The sequence below is a fragment of the Bacteroides thetaiotaomicron VPI-5482 genome (assembly GCF_000011065.1).
GTDB lineage: Bacteria > Bacteroidota > Bacteroidia > Bacteroidales > Bacteroidaceae > Bacteroides > Bacteroides thetaiotaomicron.
Window position 1 is genome coordinate 3,391,259 of sequence record NC_004663.1, and the last position, 15,137, is coordinate 3,406,395.

Here is a 15,137-nt window from a genome sequence, read left to right on the forward strand (position 1 = left end):
TTGTTGTTTTTTGAAAATTATTCGGGTCTCTCACCAAGAGTTTTGAGAACTCCGTGAAGGGTGTTACCACCTGATTGAAGAGCAGAAATAACATTCTTGGCCGGAGATTGCAACAATGCAACGATATCGGCGATAACTTCGTTCTTACTCTTGATAGCAACGAGAGCATCCAATTGGTCTGCACCAACGTAGAAGCTTTCTTCTGCATATGCAGCTTTCAGTCCGGGAATTCCGTCTTTAGCTTTGTCCTTGATCAGTTTAGCAGGTACGTTTGCAGTATTGCAAAACATAACAGCAGTTGTACCTTTCAAAGAACCGTAAAGAGGAGAAAAGTCTTCTTCCAGGCTTTCAAGAGCTTTGTGAAGCAATGTATTCTTAACTACCATCAATTTGATGTCAGACTTGAAACAATCTCTTCTCAATGCACTTGTAGCAGTAGCGTTCATCGCTGTAACGTCTACCAAATAGAAGTGGCCATATTCCTTTACTGTAGCAGCAATTTGCTCTATAATCGAATTTTTATCTTCCTTTCTCATTATTTCTCTGTTTTATTAGATTTCATCCACTGATTTCGGGTCGATTTTGATACCCGCACTCATTGTACTAGAAAGATAAATACTCTTAATATATGTACCCTTTGCTGCGGTCGGTTTCAGTTTGTTCAGAGTAGAGATGAACTCTTTCGCGTTGTCGCGAATCTGATCAGGACTGAATGATACCTTACCGATAGAAGTATGAACAATACCGCTCTTATCAACTTTAAAGTCAATCTTACCTTGTTTTACTTCTTTTACAGCTTTAGCAACATCCATAGTTACAGTACCACTCTTCGGGTTAGGCATCAATCCACGAGGACCGAGTACACGACCGAGTGCACCAATTTTACCCATGATAGATGGCATAGTGATGATTACATCAATATCAGTCCATCCACCTTTGATCTTTTCAATATATTCGTCAAGACCAACATAGTCAGCACCAGCTTCTTTTGCAGCAGCTTCAGCATCCGGTGTACAGAGTACCAAAACACGTACTTCTTTACCAGTACCATGAGGAAGTGAAACAACACCTCTCACCATCTGGTTAGCTTTACGTGGGTCTACACCTAAACGTACGTCAATATCCAGTGAGGCATCAAATTTAGTGAAAGTAATTTCTTTTACTAAAGATGCAGCTTCTTTCAGTGAGTATGCTTTCCCTGCTTCAATTTTTTCTGCAGCTAACTTTTGATTTTTTGTCAGTTTACCCATTACAATTGAAGTTTATTAGTTATTAACCGGGAACTCCCCTTTTACAGCGATACCCATACTTCTAGCTGTACCAGCAACCATTCTCATGGCAGCATCCACAGTAAAACAGTTTAAGTCAACCATTTTGTCCTGAGCAATCGTACGAATCTGCTCCCAAGTAAGCTCGGCAACTTTCTTACGGTTAGGCTCAGCAGAACCACTCTTTACCTTAGCTACTTCAAGCAATTGAATAGCAACGGGAGGAGTCTTGATTACAAAATCGAAAGACTTATCTGCGTAGTAAGTAATGATAACAGGCAAAATCTTACCTGCCTTGTCTTGGGTTCTGGCATTGAATTGCTTGCAAAATTCCATGATATTAATACCCTTGGAACCCAAAGCAGGTCCAACTGGGGGTGATGGATTTGCAGCGCCTCCTTTAATCTGTAACTTGATTAGTCCAGCAACTTCTTTAGCCATTTTTTTATTGATTTATATATAAACATTAAACGAAGAACAACAACAGCGTAACAATTCCGCGTTATTCTTTTTCCACTTGCATAAAGCCTAATTCAAGCGGCGTTTTGCGCCCGAATATCTTCACCATGACCTTTAGTTTCTTCTTTTCACTATTCACTTCTTCAATGATACCACTGAATCCGCTGAAAGGACCAAAAGTAACTTTCACAGTCTCACCCACTACATACGGAATATTGAGTTCTTCACCCGTTTCCTGTAGTTCGTCTACTGTACCAAGTATACGATTCACTTCTGATTGTCTGAGAGGCACCGGTTTCTCGGAGCCGCCTAAAAAGCCTATCACATTCGGAGTATTGCGCAGATGATGAGCGACCTCACCAACCAAAGCAGCCTCCACCAAAACGTAACCAGGGAGATAACTTCTCTCTTTCACAATTTTTTTACCATTGCGAACCTGATACACTTTTTCAGTTGGAATCAATACCTGAGATACATATTCACCAAGGTCGCTGTTTTTAAGGTCAGCTTCAAGATATTCCTTTACCTTAGCTTCTTTTCCGCTAATAGCACGTAGAACGTACCATTTCTTTTCAATCTCAGCCATTTTCAATTCCTAATTTTTTAATGTGGATAAACAATTTTTTCCATGAAGTTCTGGAAACAGACATCCATACCCCATACTACCAATGCAATAAGCAGGGAAGCATATAAAACAACTACTGCACTGTTAGCAAGTTCGGAATACGTAGGCCACGATACTTTATGAACAAGTTCGTCGTAAGATTCTTTAATATAAGCTATTACCTTTTTCATTTCAATAATATTAGCACGGGAGGAGAGGCTCGAACTCCCGACACCCGGTTTTGGAGACCGGTGCTCTACCAACTGAGCTACTCCCGTTTGTACATAATCAGTTCCCGATAGTAAAACCGGGAACTGATTAATTATTGTGTATTAGTCGATAATTTCAGTAATCTGACCAGCACCTACTGTACGTCCACCTTCGCGGATAGCGAAACGAAGACCTGGGTTCAATGCTACTGGGTAGATCAACTCTACAGTGATAGTTACGTTATCACCCGGCATTACCATTTCTGTTCCTTCCGGCAAAGTGATTTCACCTGTACAGTCCATAGTACGCAAGTAGAACTGAGGACGGTATTTGTTGTGGAACGGAGTGTGACGACCACCTTCTTCTTTCTTCAGGATATAAACCTCAGCTTTGAAGCGAGAGTGCGGTTTAATCTGACCCGGTTTACAAAGAACCATACCACGTTTGATTTCGTTCTTGTCAACACCACGGAGCAACAAACCTACGTTGTCACCAGCTTCACCCTGATCCAACAGTTTACGGAACATTTCAACACCAGTTACAACTGATTTCTTATCTTCACCTAAACCAAGGATTTCAACTTCATCACCTACGTGGATGATACCAGATTCGATACGACCTGTTGCTACAGTACCACGACCTGTGATAGAGAACACGTCTTCAACCGGCATCAAGAATGGTTTATCAACATCGCGCGGAGGAAGTGGAATCCAGTTATCAACTGCATCCATCAGTTCCATAACTTTGTCTTCCCATTTTTCAACACCGTTCAATGCGCCAAGAGCAGAACCCTGGATGATAGGAGTATTGTCACCATCGAAATCATAGAATGAAAGAAGTTCTCTCATTTCCATTTCAACGAGTTCCAACATTTCTTCGTCGTCTACCATATCGCACTTGTTCAAGAATACAACCAGACGAGGTACGTTTACCTGACGAGCCAACAGGATATGTTCGCGAGTCTGAGGCATCGGACCATCAGTTGCAGCACAAACGATGATAGCACCGTCCATCTGAGCAGCACCAGTTACCATGTTCTTTACGTAGTCGGCGTGTCCCGGACAGTCAACGTGTGCGTAGTGACGGTTAGCTGTTTCGTACTCAACGTGTGAAGTATTGATAGTAATACCTCTTTCTTTTTCTTCAGGAGCGTTGTCGATAGAATCGAAAGAACGCAACTCAGAAAGACCTTTTTTTGCCAACACAGTAGTGATAGCAGCTGTCAACGTTGTCTTACCGTGGTCTACGTGACCGATTGTACCAATGTTTACGTGCGGTTTGGTACGTTCAAATTTCTCTTTAGCCATAGCTTTACTTGTTATTTATTTGATTAATAATCAGCATTTACATCTTTATGAGCTGTTACCGGGACTTGAACCCGGGACCTCTTCCTTACCAAGGAAGTGCTCTACCGCTGAGCTATAACAGCAAGAAAAAAAAGAGCGGAAGACGGGGCTCAAACCCGCGACCCTCAGCTTGGAAGGCTAATGCTCTATCAACTGAGCTACTTCCGCATTCTTGCCAAAGTTGTCACTCTGATTGTGGGCAAAGATGGATTCGAACCACCGAAGTCGAAAGACAGCAGATTTACAGTCTGCCCCATTTGGCCACTCTGGTATTTGCCCTTAATATTTCAAACAAAGAATTAAAATCAAATAGCGAACAATACTCTGAACATAGATGTTTTATTCTCAGTTCTTCTTCTAATTCTTCCCGCCACGCGAACCGAATTGACTACCGTCATCCCTTTCGCTAAAACCGGATGATCCTCATTCATCCTTGGAGCCTCTTGTCGGATTCGAACCAACGACCCCGAGATTACAAATCACGTGCTCTGGCCAACTGAGCTAAAGAGGCGTTCTAGCTAAAAAATGCAACCGTCACGTTCTAACGCGAGCGAAACGGCTGCAAATTTAGTTATTTATTTCTTTCCCGCAAAATATTTGCGATTTTTTTATTTGCTACGCTGTTTTTCCTTGTATTTCACCAGTTGTTTTTCAAGCGCCTCCACATCCAAATCAACTGCTTCCTCGAATGTATCACACACTTTACTTGCATAAAACTCACCATTAGGGATAAGAATCTTTATGCCCGCCTCTTTATTTTCAGCAGCTTCCGGCTTAACTACCTTTAATGACACCTCTACTTTCTTTATATCTTCGTAATATTTTTCCAACTTAGACACTTTCTTCTGAATAAATGCCTGCAATTGCTCTGACGCATCAAAGTGAATTGATTGAATTCTAATATCCATACTTACCTCCTTTTTTTTAAGCTCTTGGATGAGCTTGTTTATACACTTTTTTAAGTTCTTCAAATGTGGCATGCGTATAGATCTCGGTAGTTGCAACACTCTCGTGACCCAAAAGTTCTTTTACCGCACCCAGTTCTGCATCATTATTCAGCATTGTGGTAGCAAAAGTATGCCTCAGCACGTGAGGACTTCTTTTTTTCAGCGTCGCCACCTTTGACAGGTTCCGTTTCACTAAATTATAGACCAGATTCTTATAAAGCCGCTCACCATCCTCTTTAACAAAGAAAGCTTCCGACCTTTCCGGAATCGTTTCGTTTCTTACATTAATATATTCAAGCATCAACTCTTTCAGTTCATCACCGAACGGTATTAGCCGCTGCTTGTTTCTTTTCCCGGTTACTTTCAAAAGAGAAGCGGAAAAATCTACATCCTTATCATCCAGACCTATCAATTCCGAAAGTCTTATGCCTGTAGCATAAAACACTCCAATAATCAACCGATCACGACAACCTTTAAATCCTTCGCCAAAATCCGTATCATCCAGCAACTTGTCCATTTCGCTTTCTTTCAGAAAAGCAGGTAACGGCTTCTTATTTTTAGGTCCTGTTATTTTTCGTAACGGATCTACTGTCACCTCTCCTTGCCTTAAAAGATACTTATAGAACGACCGGAGCGAACTTAGCTTTCGATTTACAGAAGTTGAAGTATATCCCCTATCCATTAATGAAACAATCCATTCACGAATCAGTTCACCTTCCACTTCCAACGGATCAAACTTTCCGTACTCTTCCTGAGCAAACTCCTGTAGTTGCTTTATATCCTCGCCATACGCCAGAACGGTTTTTTCGGAATAGTTCCGCTCATACCGGAGGTAATCAAGAAAAGATTTAATTAACATAATATCGCTACATCTAAAATCGTGCAACGAATGTATGAAAAGAATTCAATAATTCAAAGGAAATTACGAATTATTAATCTTCTACTTGCTGAAGTTGTTGTACATAAACTGCACGTTCTTTCTTAAGTCTTTTAGTTACAGACGGTTTATCAAATTGCTGTCTGCTTCTTAATTCTTTCACGATGCCAGTTTTCTCAAATTTTCTTTTAAACTTCTTCAGCGCTTTTTCAATGTTTTCGCCTTCTTTTACAGGTACTACAATCATTTTGTTATTATTAATATGTTATTGGTTAAAAATTTCCGCAGTCAAATTGCGCCGCAAAATTACACATACTTTCTTTATTCACAAAACTTTCGGCAAATATTTCTCAAAAACTATTCATAAACAAATCATTAACCGCGAAAAGTTAGTACCTTTGAAACTCTTAAATATGTCTATAAATAATATAATAAGGTATGAAGCAGAGCATAAAAGAGCGTATACACGCACTACGGATGGCATTCCGCCCTAACAATATCAAAGCGTTCATCATTCCCAGCACCGATCCTCACCTGAGTGAGTATGTAGCTCCTTATTGGATGTCCCGTGAATGGATTTCCGGTTTCACGGGTTCCGCCGGAACAGTCGTCATCTTAATGGATAAAGCCGGACTATGGACAGATTCCCGTTATTTCCTGCAAGCGGAAAAGGAACTGGAAGGCAGCGGCATTACATTATATAAAGAGATGCTGCCGGAAACTCCTAGTATCACAAAGTTCCTCTGTCAGAATCTAAAGCCGGGAGAATCTGTGAGTATTGATGGGAAAATGTTCTCCGTACAACAGGTGGAACAAATGAAAGAAGATCTTGCCCCCTACCAGTTACAGGTCAACCTGTTTGGCGATCCGCTGAAAAACATCTGGAAGGACCGTCCATCCATGCCTGATGCTCCGGCTTTCATCTACGATGTTAAATATGCAGGAAAAAGTTGTGGAGAAAAAGTTGCCGCCATTCGTGCCGAGCTGAAAAAGAAAGGCATCTATGCTTTATTTTTATCCAGTCTGGACGAAATAGCATGGACTCTCAATCTGAGAGGAAGTGATGTGCATTGCAATCCGGTTATAGTAAGTTATCTACTGGTTACTCAAGATGAAGTAGTCTACTTTATTTCGCCGGAGAAGATTACCCAACAGGTAAATGAATACTTGCAAGAACAGCAAGTCAGCCTGAGAAAATATGATGAAGCTGAATCTTTCCTGAATTCTTTTGCAGGAGAAAACATACTTATCGACCCAAAGAAAACGAACTATGCGATTTATTCGGCTATCAATCCTGCATGCAAGATCATTCGTGGAGAATCTCCTGTGACATTGCTGAAAGCCATTCGCAATGAGCAGGAGATCGTCGGCATCCATCACGCAATGCAGCGGGATGGCGTGGCGCTTGTCAGGTTCCTTAAATGGCTGGAACAATCAGTGCCTTCGGGCAAAGAGACCGAACTGAGCGTAGACCGGAAGCTGCATGAGTTCAGAGCAGCCCAACCTTTGTATATGGGAGAAAGTTTCGACACAATCGCCGGATATAAAGAACATGGAGCAATCGTGCACTATTCCGCAACGGAGGAGAGTGATGTCACGCTTCAGCCTAAAGGTTTCTTGCTGTTAGATTCGGGAGCACAGTATCTGGACGGAACAACTGACATCACACGTACTATTGCATTAGGCGAACTGACGGAGGAAGAAAAAACAGACTATACCTTAATATTAAAAGGCCATATTGCATTGGCAATGGCTAAATTTCCAGCCGGAACCCGCGGCGCCCAACTCGATGTATTGGCCCGTATGCCTATCTGGAGTCATGGCATGAACTTCCTTCATGGTACCGGACATGGCGTAGGACATTTTCTGAGCGTACACGAAGGTCCGCAAAGTATCCGTATGAACGAAAATCCCATTGTGCTGCAACCCGGTATGGTTACATCCAATGAACCTGGTGTTTATAAAGCAGGCAGCCACGGGATACGCACCGAGAATCTGACATTGGTCTGCAAAGATAAGGAAGGCATGTTCGGAGAATATTTCAAATTTGAGACGATCACCCTATGCCCGATCTGCAAAAAAGGCATCATCAAAGAAATGCTGACGGCAGAGGAAGTCAAGTGGTTCAATGACTACCATCGAACCGTTTACGAAAAACTTTCTCCAAGTCTAAACGAAGAAGAAAAGAAGTGGCTGCTAGAAGCAACAAAAGCTATTTAAAACAGCTTTTGTCTGACACCCGGGTGTTGAGCATACCGACACCCGGGTGTCAGGCTGCTTGAGACCCGGGTGTCAGACGGTACGAGACCCGGGTGTCAGACAATCCCCAATCATATTCAATAAAAACATCATTAGAAACAATATATTTTATGGCTTTAATCAAATCAGTGCGGGGCTTTACCCCCGAAATTGGAGAGAACTGTTTTCTCGCAGACAATGCAACTATCATAGGAGATGTAAAAATAGGAAATGACTGTAGCATCTGGTTTTGTACCGTATTGCGCGGTGACGTTAATTCCATACGGATAGGCAATGGAGTCAATATTCAGGATGGAAGCGTGCTACATACTTTATATGAGAAGTCAACCATCGAAATTGGTGATCATGTTTCCGTAGGACATAATGTGACGATTCACGGAGCAACCGTCAAAGATTATGCACTTATCGGGATGGGGTCTACCATATTGGATCATGCCGTAGTAGGCGAAGGCTCCATCGTTGCCGCCGGTTCTTTGGTATTGAGCAATACAGTGATCGAGCCCGGAAGCATTTGGGGAGGGGTACCGGCTAAATTTATTAAGAAGGTAGACCCGGAGCAAGCAAAGGAGCTAAACCAAAAAATCGCTCACAATTACCTGATGTATTCCCAATGGTATAAATAATGTGAATCAGTAGTTGATTCAAAATTGCAAAGGAATGAATCAAACAGTAGTATCTCCATTGGGGGTGACTAAAAAGTCGATTCTATCTCGAATCTCCTCCTTCGGGAAGGAGGAGTGGTCGAAGACCGAGGTGGTAGGAGAGATAATGTTTGTTCCTATTTCTTTGTAAATGATAGGATTATGTATTCACCTACCACCTCCCCCTACGGGTACTCCTCCTTCCAGAAGGAGGAGAGTTAAGATACTATTGACTTTTTAGACAGCCCATTTAAGATACTATTGACTATCATTTAGTTCAAAACCGCAAAGAAATGAACAACATTCAACTACTGATTCACATGAATAATATAAATATCAGGTTCCAGATCATTAGTAAGTTCATGTGTTTTCAGGGTACTATATTCAATGCATCTCTGATCTTTGAAAAATTAGCAAAGGAGCGTATTGGATCAGCTAATATCCATGAAGGAGTTCATGTATTCATTTGTTTTATTTAACCAATTGCCTGCCTCTAATTTACGAATTATTCGTAGATTTGTAATCAAACAGAATAAAAACATCTAACTATAGAAAACATACTACTCCACGATCAATCATGAAAACAAAACTACTGCTTATTACTCTCCTTTTTGCAACAATGCCGGCAGTCAATGCTCAAAACAGAGAGAGAGACTATTTAAAAAAGGTATTTGCCAATCTAGAGAAAATTGAATCCGCAACATATTATGTTGCTAACGAAAGCTGGCAACCCGGGGACTCCACCGCATTATCCATTCTACATGGATTCATCAAAGAATATAATCACCCCATAGATTCAACCATCGGCGCAAGCTATGTTTCACTGGATGCCAAGGATACTACAAAGCTAAACTTTTGTTATGATGGTAACGTAAGAGTAGAAGCCTATCACGATAATAAAAAGTTAGTAATTGATGACTTCACATTCAAACCACTCCCTTTCAGGCTAGTAAGACCTCCATTCTTCAATTTCGCAAAGAACATCATCAAGTATGCGCTTACCACTGATGATAATATCACCATAGAACTGAAAGACGAGGGTAATGATTACTATTTCAAACTAACAATCAATGAGGAACAACAGGTTGAATTCTTTGGAAAAGCCTTCCACATGCCTCTTCCCCCATTCGATATCGGCAATACGACTTCTATTTATGAATTATGGATTAATAAATCGGATAATTTACCTTTTAAGGAGCGAAGGGAAATGTCACATGATATTTCCGTTTCAACTTGTTCCAACCTTCAGATTAACAAGCTCAACATCAGAGACTTTAACATCAATGATTATTTCCCCAAAGATTATGAAACAGTTAAATACAGCGATCTCCACAAGAAAAGCGGAGACTCGCCATCCACATCCGGACTCACAGGCCAAAAAGCTCCGGGATGGATATTAGAAAATATAGATGGACAGTCTTTATCACTTGCCAACTGCAAAAGCAAAGTCATACTAATCAATTTCACCGGCATTGGCTGTGGCGCCTGCCAGGCAGCTGTACCTTTTCTGAAAAAGTTAAAAGAGTTATTCAGCAACGAGGAGTTTGATCTCATTGCTATAGAATCCTGGAGCCACAATGCATCCGCCATCCGAAACTACGCCAAACGGAAAGATTTGAATTATACGATTCTAAATGCCACGAACGAAGTTATCAAACAATACCAGACAGGTGGGGCTGCGCCCTTCTTTTTCATACTGGACCAGAAACGAATCATACGAAAAATAATCAGAGGATATAGCACAGAGAATACAGATAAAGAAATTATAAATGCAATCAAAGAACTATTATGAACAGACTGTTTACCTTCCTTTTCTTGTCCCTGCTATTCAACATAGTACAAGCACAATTACGGAGTCCCGAATATCAAAAAGGAAAAGCCATACTAAGCGGCACAATAGCTAATTATAGCCCTGATGATCATCCGGACCTCAAAATCGGAGCTCCTAATATTGTGATGGGGGCAGCCGAAACCCTCTTCCCGACTATCGAAGCAGACGGAAGCTTCAAAATCAATATTCCTCTCTATCATAACACACAAGTACGGATGACGATAGGGAAAGCCGATATAGTCATTCTGCTAAGTCCCGATAAAGAAACTAATGTAGCGGTCAATCTAAGCAATCCGCAAGGAAAACAATTTGTATTCAGCGGACAATATGCTACCATCAATAATGAATGGTGCCAGCCAGAATTGATTACAAGAATAGCTCCGGTTTATAGAAATGGCGACATACTGGATTCTATTGCAGGCATCAGCGCCAATGAATTTAAGAAACGCTGCATCGACCAATACAAACAGTGCGTGGCACACAACAACACAAAAACGCAATTTAGTGAAGATACCCGCACACTTGCCAATCTCTCATGTGCGTTCGATTGCATAGAGAATCTGAATGCAACCCGTTATTGTCTGCAAACGGCTTATCAGAAGAAGGAAAACATCACGCGTGAACAAGCCAGTACAGCCTTTGCCAATTTTGATTTTCCTGCCAATTTCTATGATTTCCTAAAGAGTTTCCCTGTCAATCATCCCTTAGCGCTCTATTGTTACAATTACCGCAACGTGATCTCAGGAGAACTCTATGAGCTACATCATGATCCTTTAAAATTTGAGAAGTATTTACTATCAAAAGCAGCGCTTACAAAGGAGGAACAAGCGCTTATTCGCCAATACGAGACAGCTCTCAAAACAGGTATCCCCTTCCAACAAGGCAGCGAGCTGATCGCGCTTATTGCAAAATACCCCAAAGAATATAATGAATTCAGTCAGAAACTATTCACCAAAGCGAAGGAGTATCTGAGCCATATCATGCAAGACAGCACTTGTTTAATGGTCGATTATATACGGGCAATCTATATGCGCTCCAGCCTATATAATTTAAAACCACTGACCACTCAACAAGAAGCTATGGCAACGGAAATTACAAACCCGATTTTCTTAGGAATCATTCAAGACATGAACCGACAGATGCAACCACGCGCAAAAGTGACAACAAAGAAATACTCTGTCTGCGAAGCACCTAAAGTATCAGAAGAAGAATTACTGTCTGCTCTCGTCGACCGCCATAAAGGAAAAGTACAATTCATTGACTTTTGGGCTACCTGGTGCGGTGGCTGCCGAAGGACGATTAAAGAATATGAACCTATTAAAAAAGAATTAGGCGAAAACGTAGCTTTTGTCTACCTAACTGGCCCCAGTTCCATCGAAAAGACTTGGAAAATACTCATACAAGACATTGTCGGTGAACATTATTGGTTAAACGAAAAGCAATGGGGTTATCTTTGGAAACATTTTCAGATGAAAGGTTTGCCCATGTATTTGGTGATAGACAAGCAAGGAAATATAGTGAAACGATTCACCCATGTGACACGAAAAGAACTGGAAGAGTTATTAAAACAGGAAATAAATAAATAGAATACCAGCATTTTCAAAAGATGTACTGGTAAGCGGGTGTATCGAAACCCTTATAAATTAAAAATCATCTTCGCTACAGATAGTTGTGGCGAAGATGAATTCGTTAAAAGGGGAGTTCTGACACATCTCCTTATTCTTATCTTATTCTGTTATATTCTGAGTTCATTGACGAATCTCTCTTCTTTAAGAAAAACGAGACGACAAGCTCAGAACAGCAGAGCGAAATGATAGGGCTTACCTGTTTTTCAGGCGACGCCCAACCTTATCCATCTCTAAAAGTTAATCATGTGCATAATCTTCTCCGTAGCTCCGGCATTACTGGTCACATAATAACCAGCATTCGCACCGGTCTCACGCATGAAAACATCATCTGCCTGAAAACGGTCCAGCAAGGTTTTCAACTCGTGATAGTCTTTAATTGAGTATGCGCCTTTAGCTTCGAGCAACCGGATTGCTTCCATAAACTTCTGATATTTCGGTCCGAAGATAACAGGGATGCCATATACAGCAGCTTCCAGCGTATTATGAATACCGACGCCAAAACCACCTCCGATATAAGCCACTTCTCCATAGCGGTAAATAGAAGATAACAGTCCGAAGCAATCGATAATCAAGCAATCAACTTTCAGTACATTCTTTTCGTCAGCACGAGTATAGCGTACATAAGGACGTTTCAGTTTACTGATAATCTCCACCAGATGATTTTCATCAATCACATGCGGAGCGATGATCAACTTCATTTCCGGATGGGTGTTGAAGTACTCCAGGAATAAATCTTCATCCGGTCCCCAAGAACTGCCTGCCACAAACGTAAAGGCATTGTCTCCTTTAAACATTTTCACCAACGGAAGGTCTTTGGCCTCTTCCCGAATCTGCAACACACGGTCGAAACGGGTATCTCCCACCACTGTCACACGACAAATGCCAATCTTCGACAAATAGCGTTTGGAAGCCTCATTCTGCACAAACAAATGATCGAAATCCTTCAGCACATTACGATAAGTCCCACCATACCATTTAAAGAATATCTGATCGCGACGGAAAATGGAAGAAACACTATACACCGGGATGCGACGCTTATGAAGCTCATCCAGGTAATTCTTCCAAAATTCGTACTTGATAAAGAATGCCATGCACGGGTTTGCAATATCCAGGAACTTCTTCACATTCCGCGGTTTATCAAACGGCAGATAGCAGACAATGTCCGCTCCCCGGTAATGCTTGCGCACTTCGTAACCGGACGGAGAGAAAAATGTAAGCAATATCTTATAATCGGGATATTTTTCCCTGATCATTTCTATTAATGGACGCCCTTGTTCAAACTCGCCAAGCGAAGCAGCGTGAAACCAAATATACTGCTCCCCTTTCTCCACTTGCTGTCGTAGAAGTTCATACACCACCCAATGCCCTTTCATCATTTTTCGGGGCTTACGGCTGAACGGAGCAGCAAAATGAACCAAAAGGTCATAAATAACTATTGCCAGATTGTAAAGCATAATTTACAAATCCTAATTATTTAAGTACCTCTACGGCGCGCTTCATACGAGCCAATGTCTCTTCCTTGCCCAACACCCAGGAAATATCGAACATATGCGGACCTTTACCTTCGCCTACCAGTGTCAGACGGAAAGCATTCATTATATTACCTGTATGGTAACCTTTTTCAGCAATCCAGTCCATCACTACTTTCTCCTGACCTTCAATGCTGAAATCCTCGATGCCGGCAATTACTTCCGCCAACTCAGTCATACATTTTGCCGAGTCTTCTTTCCAGCGTTTCTTCACTGTCTTTTCGTCATATTCAGCAGGAGCCACAAAGAAGAAACTACATACATCCCACAGTTCCTTGATAAAACTTACACGGTCTTTCATCATGCCGACTACCGTAACGACCTTCTCGAAAGGAGCCTCTACCCCATGCTCTTTCAACACAGGCAAAAACAGTTCGGCAATTTCTTCATTCGGTTTAAGCTGGATATACTGATGATTGAACCAAATACCTTTTTTATAGTCGAATTTAGCTCCGGACTTGCTGCAACGATGAATGTCGAACAGTTTTATCATCTCGTCCATAGACATCACTTCCTGATCGTTGCCCGGATTCCATCCCAACAAAGCCAGGAAGTTAATCACCGCTTCGGGCAAATAACCCGATTCACGATATCCGGAAGACACTTCTCCCGATTCCGGACGCCATTCCAACGGGAATACAGGGAATCCCAAACGGTCGCCGTCACGCTTGCTTAGTTTACCGTTTCCTTCCGGCTTCAACAGCAAAGGCAAGTGGGCAAATTCCGGCATCGTGTCTTCCCAGCCGAATGCACGGTACAAAAGTACGTGCAGCGGTGCCGAAGGCAACCATTCTTCGCCACGGATTACATGAGACACTTCCATCAAATGGTCATCCACAATGTTTGCGAGATGATAAGTAGGCAGTTCGTCAGCCGACTTATAAAGCACCTTGTCATCCAGAATAGATGAATTAATAACGACTTCGCCACGAATCAAGTCATTCACGTGAACATCCTCGTTCGGCTCGATCTTAAAGCGAACCACATATTGCTTTCCTTCAGCAATCAATGCGTCCACTTCTTCTTTCGACATTGTCAGAGAATTACGCATCATCCCGCGGGTCGATGCATCATATTGGAAGTTAGCAATTTCCGCACGCTTAGCGTCCAGTTCCTCGGGAGTATCAAAAGCGATGTATGCCTTGTCATTATCCAACAAAATCTGCACGTATTTCTTATAGATTTCGCGACGTTCGGACTGACGGTACGGGCCGTGTTCTCCACCGAAGCTCACTCCTTCGTCAAAGTGGATACCCAACCACTTGAATGACTCAAGTATATACTCTTCCGCTCCCGGCACGAACCGGTTGGAGTCAGTATCTTCAATACGGAAAATGAGGTCTCCGCCGTGTTGACGCGCAAATAGATAATTATACAAAGCTGTACGCACACCACCGATGTGCAATGCTCCCGTAGGACTCGGAGCAAAACGAACTCTTACTTTTCTTTCTGCCATAATTTGGGTTAGTATAGGTAAATCGTGGCAAAATTAAACCTTTTTTTCCACACTATTGTTTTTTTTTGTACTTTTCGCAAAA

General features: G+C 41.8%; 16 protein-coding genes and 5 tRNA genes. 5 read left to right on the forward strand and 16 right to left on the reverse strand.

Translation table 11 applies throughout. The annotated features are described in order from the left end of the window. Positions 1-17: 17 nt before the first annotated feature. The 14 genes from rplJ to rpsU form a co-directional block, all read right to left on the reverse strand. Positions 18-536, reverse strand: coding sequence for a 50S ribosomal protein L10 (gene rplJ, locus BT_RS13830; RefSeq protein ID WP_008762028.1), 519 nt, complete (start codon positions 534-536; stop codon positions 18-20). 15 nt (positions 537-551) lie between these two features. Next, positions 552-1,250, reverse strand: a complete 699-nt coding sequence (gene rplA / locus BT_RS13835) for a 50S ribosomal protein L1 (RefSeq protein WP_004310894.1) — start codon at positions 1,248-1,250, stop codon at positions 552-554. A 15-nt stretch (positions 1,251-1,265) separates the two neighbouring features. Next, positions 1,266-1,709, reverse strand: a complete 444-nt coding sequence (rplK, locus tag BT_RS13840; RefSeq protein WP_008762027.1) for a 50S ribosomal protein L11 — start codon at positions 1,707-1,709, stop codon at positions 1,266-1,268. Between the two features lie 61 nt (positions 1,710-1,770). Then, the gene (gene nusG, locus BT_RS13845) at positions 1,771-2,313 is read right to left on the reverse strand and encodes a transcription termination/antitermination protein NusG (RefSeq protein ID WP_004296362.1); all 543 of its coding nucleotides are present in this window, start codon (positions 2,311-2,313) and stop codon (positions 1,771-1,773) included. A 17-nt stretch (positions 2,314-2,330) separates the two neighbouring features. Beyond that, the gene (gene secE, locus BT_RS13850; protein WP_004296363.1) at positions 2,331-2,522 is read right to left on the reverse strand and encodes a preprotein translocase subunit SecE; all 192 of its coding nucleotides are present in this window, start codon (positions 2,520-2,522) and stop codon (positions 2,331-2,333) included. Positions 2,523-2,536: 14 nt separating this feature from the next. Beyond that, a tRNA-Trp gene (locus BT_RS13855) sits at positions 2,537-2,609 on the reverse strand. A gap of 54 nt (positions 2,610-2,663) precedes the next feature. Beyond that, positions 2,664-3,848, reverse strand: coding sequence for an elongation factor Tu (gene tuf / locus BT_RS13860; protein ID WP_008762026.1), 1,185 nt, complete (start codon positions 3,846-3,848; stop codon positions 2,664-2,666). Between the two features lie 50 nt (positions 3,849-3,898). Next, a tRNA-Thr gene (locus BT_RS13865) sits at positions 3,899-3,970 on the reverse strand. Between the two features lie 12 nt (positions 3,971-3,982). Beyond that, positions 3,983-4,055 (reverse strand) — tRNA-Gly (locus BT_RS13870). A gap of 28 nt (positions 4,056-4,083) precedes the next feature. Further along, positions 4,084-4,166, reverse strand: a tRNA-Tyr gene (locus BT_RS13875). A 155-nt stretch (positions 4,167-4,321) separates the two neighbouring features. Further along, positions 4,322-4,398, reverse strand: a tRNA-Thr gene (locus tag BT_RS13880). Positions 4,399-4,495: 97 nt separating this feature from the next. After that, the gene (hpf, locus tag BT_RS13885) at positions 4,496-4,795 is read right to left on the reverse strand and encodes a ribosome hibernation-promoting factor, HPF/YfiA family (RefSeq protein WP_008762025.1); all 300 of its coding nucleotides are present in this window, start codon (positions 4,793-4,795) and stop codon (positions 4,496-4,498) included. A gap of 16 nt (positions 4,796-4,811) precedes the next feature. Further along, positions 4,812-5,693 (reverse strand): tyrosine recombinase XerC, encoded by an 882-nt coding sequence (xerC, locus tag BT_RS13890; protein WP_008765425.1) that lies wholly within the window; start codon positions 5,691-5,693, stop codon positions 4,812-4,814. 73 nt (positions 5,694-5,766) lie between these two features. Beyond that, the gene (gene rpsU / locus BT_RS13895) at positions 5,767-5,958 is read right to left on the reverse strand and encodes a 30S ribosomal protein S21 (protein WP_002558090.1); all 192 of its coding nucleotides are present in this window, start codon (positions 5,956-5,958) and stop codon (positions 5,767-5,769) included. Between the two features lie 191 nt (positions 5,959-6,149). Between rpsU and BT_RS13900 the strand changes: the two genes are divergently transcribed. The 5 genes from BT_RS13900 (at position 6,150) to BT_RS13915 (ending at position 12,028) form a co-directional block, all read left to right on the forward strand. Next, positions 6,150-7,931 (forward strand): aminopeptidase P family protein, encoded by a 1,782-nt coding sequence (locus BT_RS13900; protein ID WP_008765424.1) that lies wholly within the window; start codon positions 6,150-6,152, stop codon positions 7,929-7,931. A gap of 149 nt (positions 7,932-8,080) precedes the next feature. Further along, complete coding sequence (locus BT_RS13905; protein ID WP_008765423.1) at positions 8,081-8,593, forward strand: gamma carbonic anhydrase family protein; 513 nt, start codon at positions 8,081-8,083, stop codon at positions 8,591-8,593. 34 nt (positions 8,594-8,627) lie between these two features. Continuing rightward, positions 8,628-8,762 carry a hypothetical protein gene (locus tag BT_RS24850; RefSeq protein ID WP_256365422.1) on the forward strand — a complete coding sequence of 45 codons (135 nt, stop codon included), beginning with the start codon at positions 8,628-8,630 and terminating at the stop codon, positions 8,760-8,762. Between the two features lie 426 nt (positions 8,763-9,188). Then, positions 9,189-10,403 carry a peroxiredoxin family protein gene (locus tag BT_RS13910; RefSeq protein WP_008765421.1) on the forward strand — a complete coding sequence of 405 codons (1,215 nt, stop codon included), beginning with the start codon at positions 9,189-9,191 and terminating at the stop codon, positions 10,401-10,403. Further along, entirely contained in the window at positions 10,400-12,028 is a 1,629-nt protein-coding gene (locus BT_RS13915) for a TlpA family protein disulfide reductase (protein WP_008765420.1), read from the forward strand. The genes BT_RS13910 and BT_RS13915 overlap by 4 nt, the downstream gene beginning before the upstream one ends. A gap of 272 nt (positions 12,029-12,300) precedes the next feature. On the opposite strand, the gene BT_RS13920 is transcribed toward BT_RS13915, so the two are convergent. Further along, the gene (locus tag BT_RS13920; RefSeq protein ID WP_008765419.1) at positions 12,301-13,524 is read right to left on the reverse strand and encodes a 3-deoxy-D-manno-octulosonic acid transferase; all 1,224 of its coding nucleotides are present in this window, start codon (positions 13,522-13,524) and stop codon (positions 12,301-12,303) included. A 16-nt stretch (positions 13,525-13,540) separates the two neighbouring features. Continuing rightward, on the reverse strand, positions 13,541-15,055 hold the full coding sequence (gene gltX / locus BT_RS13925; RefSeq protein ID WP_008765418.1) for a glutamate--tRNA ligase: 1,515 nt from the start codon (positions 15,053-15,055) through the stop codon (positions 13,541-13,543). Positions 15,056-15,137 lie beyond the last annotated feature (82 nt).

What these genes read in the sequence shown, in the direction of transcription:
- xerC (WP_008765425.1), bottom strand. Translation starts at nt 5,693, where the DNA reads ATGTTAATTAAATCTTTTCTTGATTACCTCCGGTATGAGCGGAACTAT.
- BT_RS13905 (WP_008765423.1), top strand. Translation starts at nt 8,081, where the DNA reads ATGGCTTTAATCAAATCAGTGCGGGGCTTTACCCCCGAAATTGGAGAG.
- BT_RS13920 (WP_008765419.1), bottom strand. Translation starts at nt 13,524, where the DNA reads ATGCTTTACAATCTGGCAATAGTTATTTATGACCTTTTGGTTCATTTT.
- BT_RS13900 (WP_008765424.1), top strand. Translation starts at nt 6,150, where the DNA reads ATGAAGCAGAGCATAAAAGAGCGTATACACGCACTACGGATGGCATTC.
- secE (WP_004296363.1), bottom strand. Translation starts at nt 2,522, where the DNA reads ATGAAAAAGGTAATAGCTTATATTAAAGAATCTTACGACGAACTTGTT.
- rplA (WP_004310894.1), bottom strand. Translation starts at nt 1,250, where the DNA reads ATGGGTAAACTGACAAAAAATCAAAAGTTAGCTGCAGAAAAAATTGAA.
- nusG (WP_004296362.1), bottom strand. Translation starts at nt 2,313, where the DNA reads ATGGCTGAGATTGAAAAGAAATGGTACGTTCTACGTGCTATTAGCGGA.
- gltX (WP_008765418.1), bottom strand. Translation starts at nt 15,055, where the DNA reads ATGGCAGAAAGAAAAGTAAGAGTTCGTTTTGCTCCGAGTCCTACGGGA.
- BT_RS13915 (WP_008765420.1), top strand. Translation starts at nt 10,400, where the DNA reads ATGAACAGACTGTTTACCTTCCTTTTCTTGTCCCTGCTATTCAACATA.
- rplK (WP_008762027.1), bottom strand. Translation starts at nt 1,709, where the DNA reads ATGGCTAAAGAAGTTGCTGGACTAATCAAGTTACAGATTAAAGGAGGC.
- tuf (WP_008762026.1), bottom strand. Translation starts at nt 3,848, where the DNA reads ATGGCTAAAGAGAAATTTGAACGTACCAAACCGCACGTAAACATTGGT.
- rplJ (WP_008762028.1), bottom strand. Translation starts at nt 536, where the DNA reads ATGAGAAAGGAAGATAAAAATTCGATTATAGAGCAAATTGCTGCTACA.
- rpsU (WP_002558090.1), bottom strand. Translation starts at nt 5,958, where the DNA reads ATGATTGTAGTACCTGTAAAAGAAGGCGAAAACATTGAAAAAGCGCTG.
- hpf (WP_008762025.1), bottom strand. Translation starts at nt 4,795, where the DNA reads ATGGATATTAGAATTCAATCAATTCACTTTGATGCGTCAGAGCAATTG.
- BT_RS13910 (WP_008765421.1), top strand. Translation starts at nt 9,189, where the DNA reads ATGAAAACAAAACTACTGCTTATTACTCTCCTTTTTGCAACAATGCCG.
- BT_RS24850 (WP_256365422.1), top strand. Translation starts at nt 8,628, where the DNA reads ATGAATCAAACAGTAGTATCTCCATTGGGGGTGACTAAAAAGTCGATT.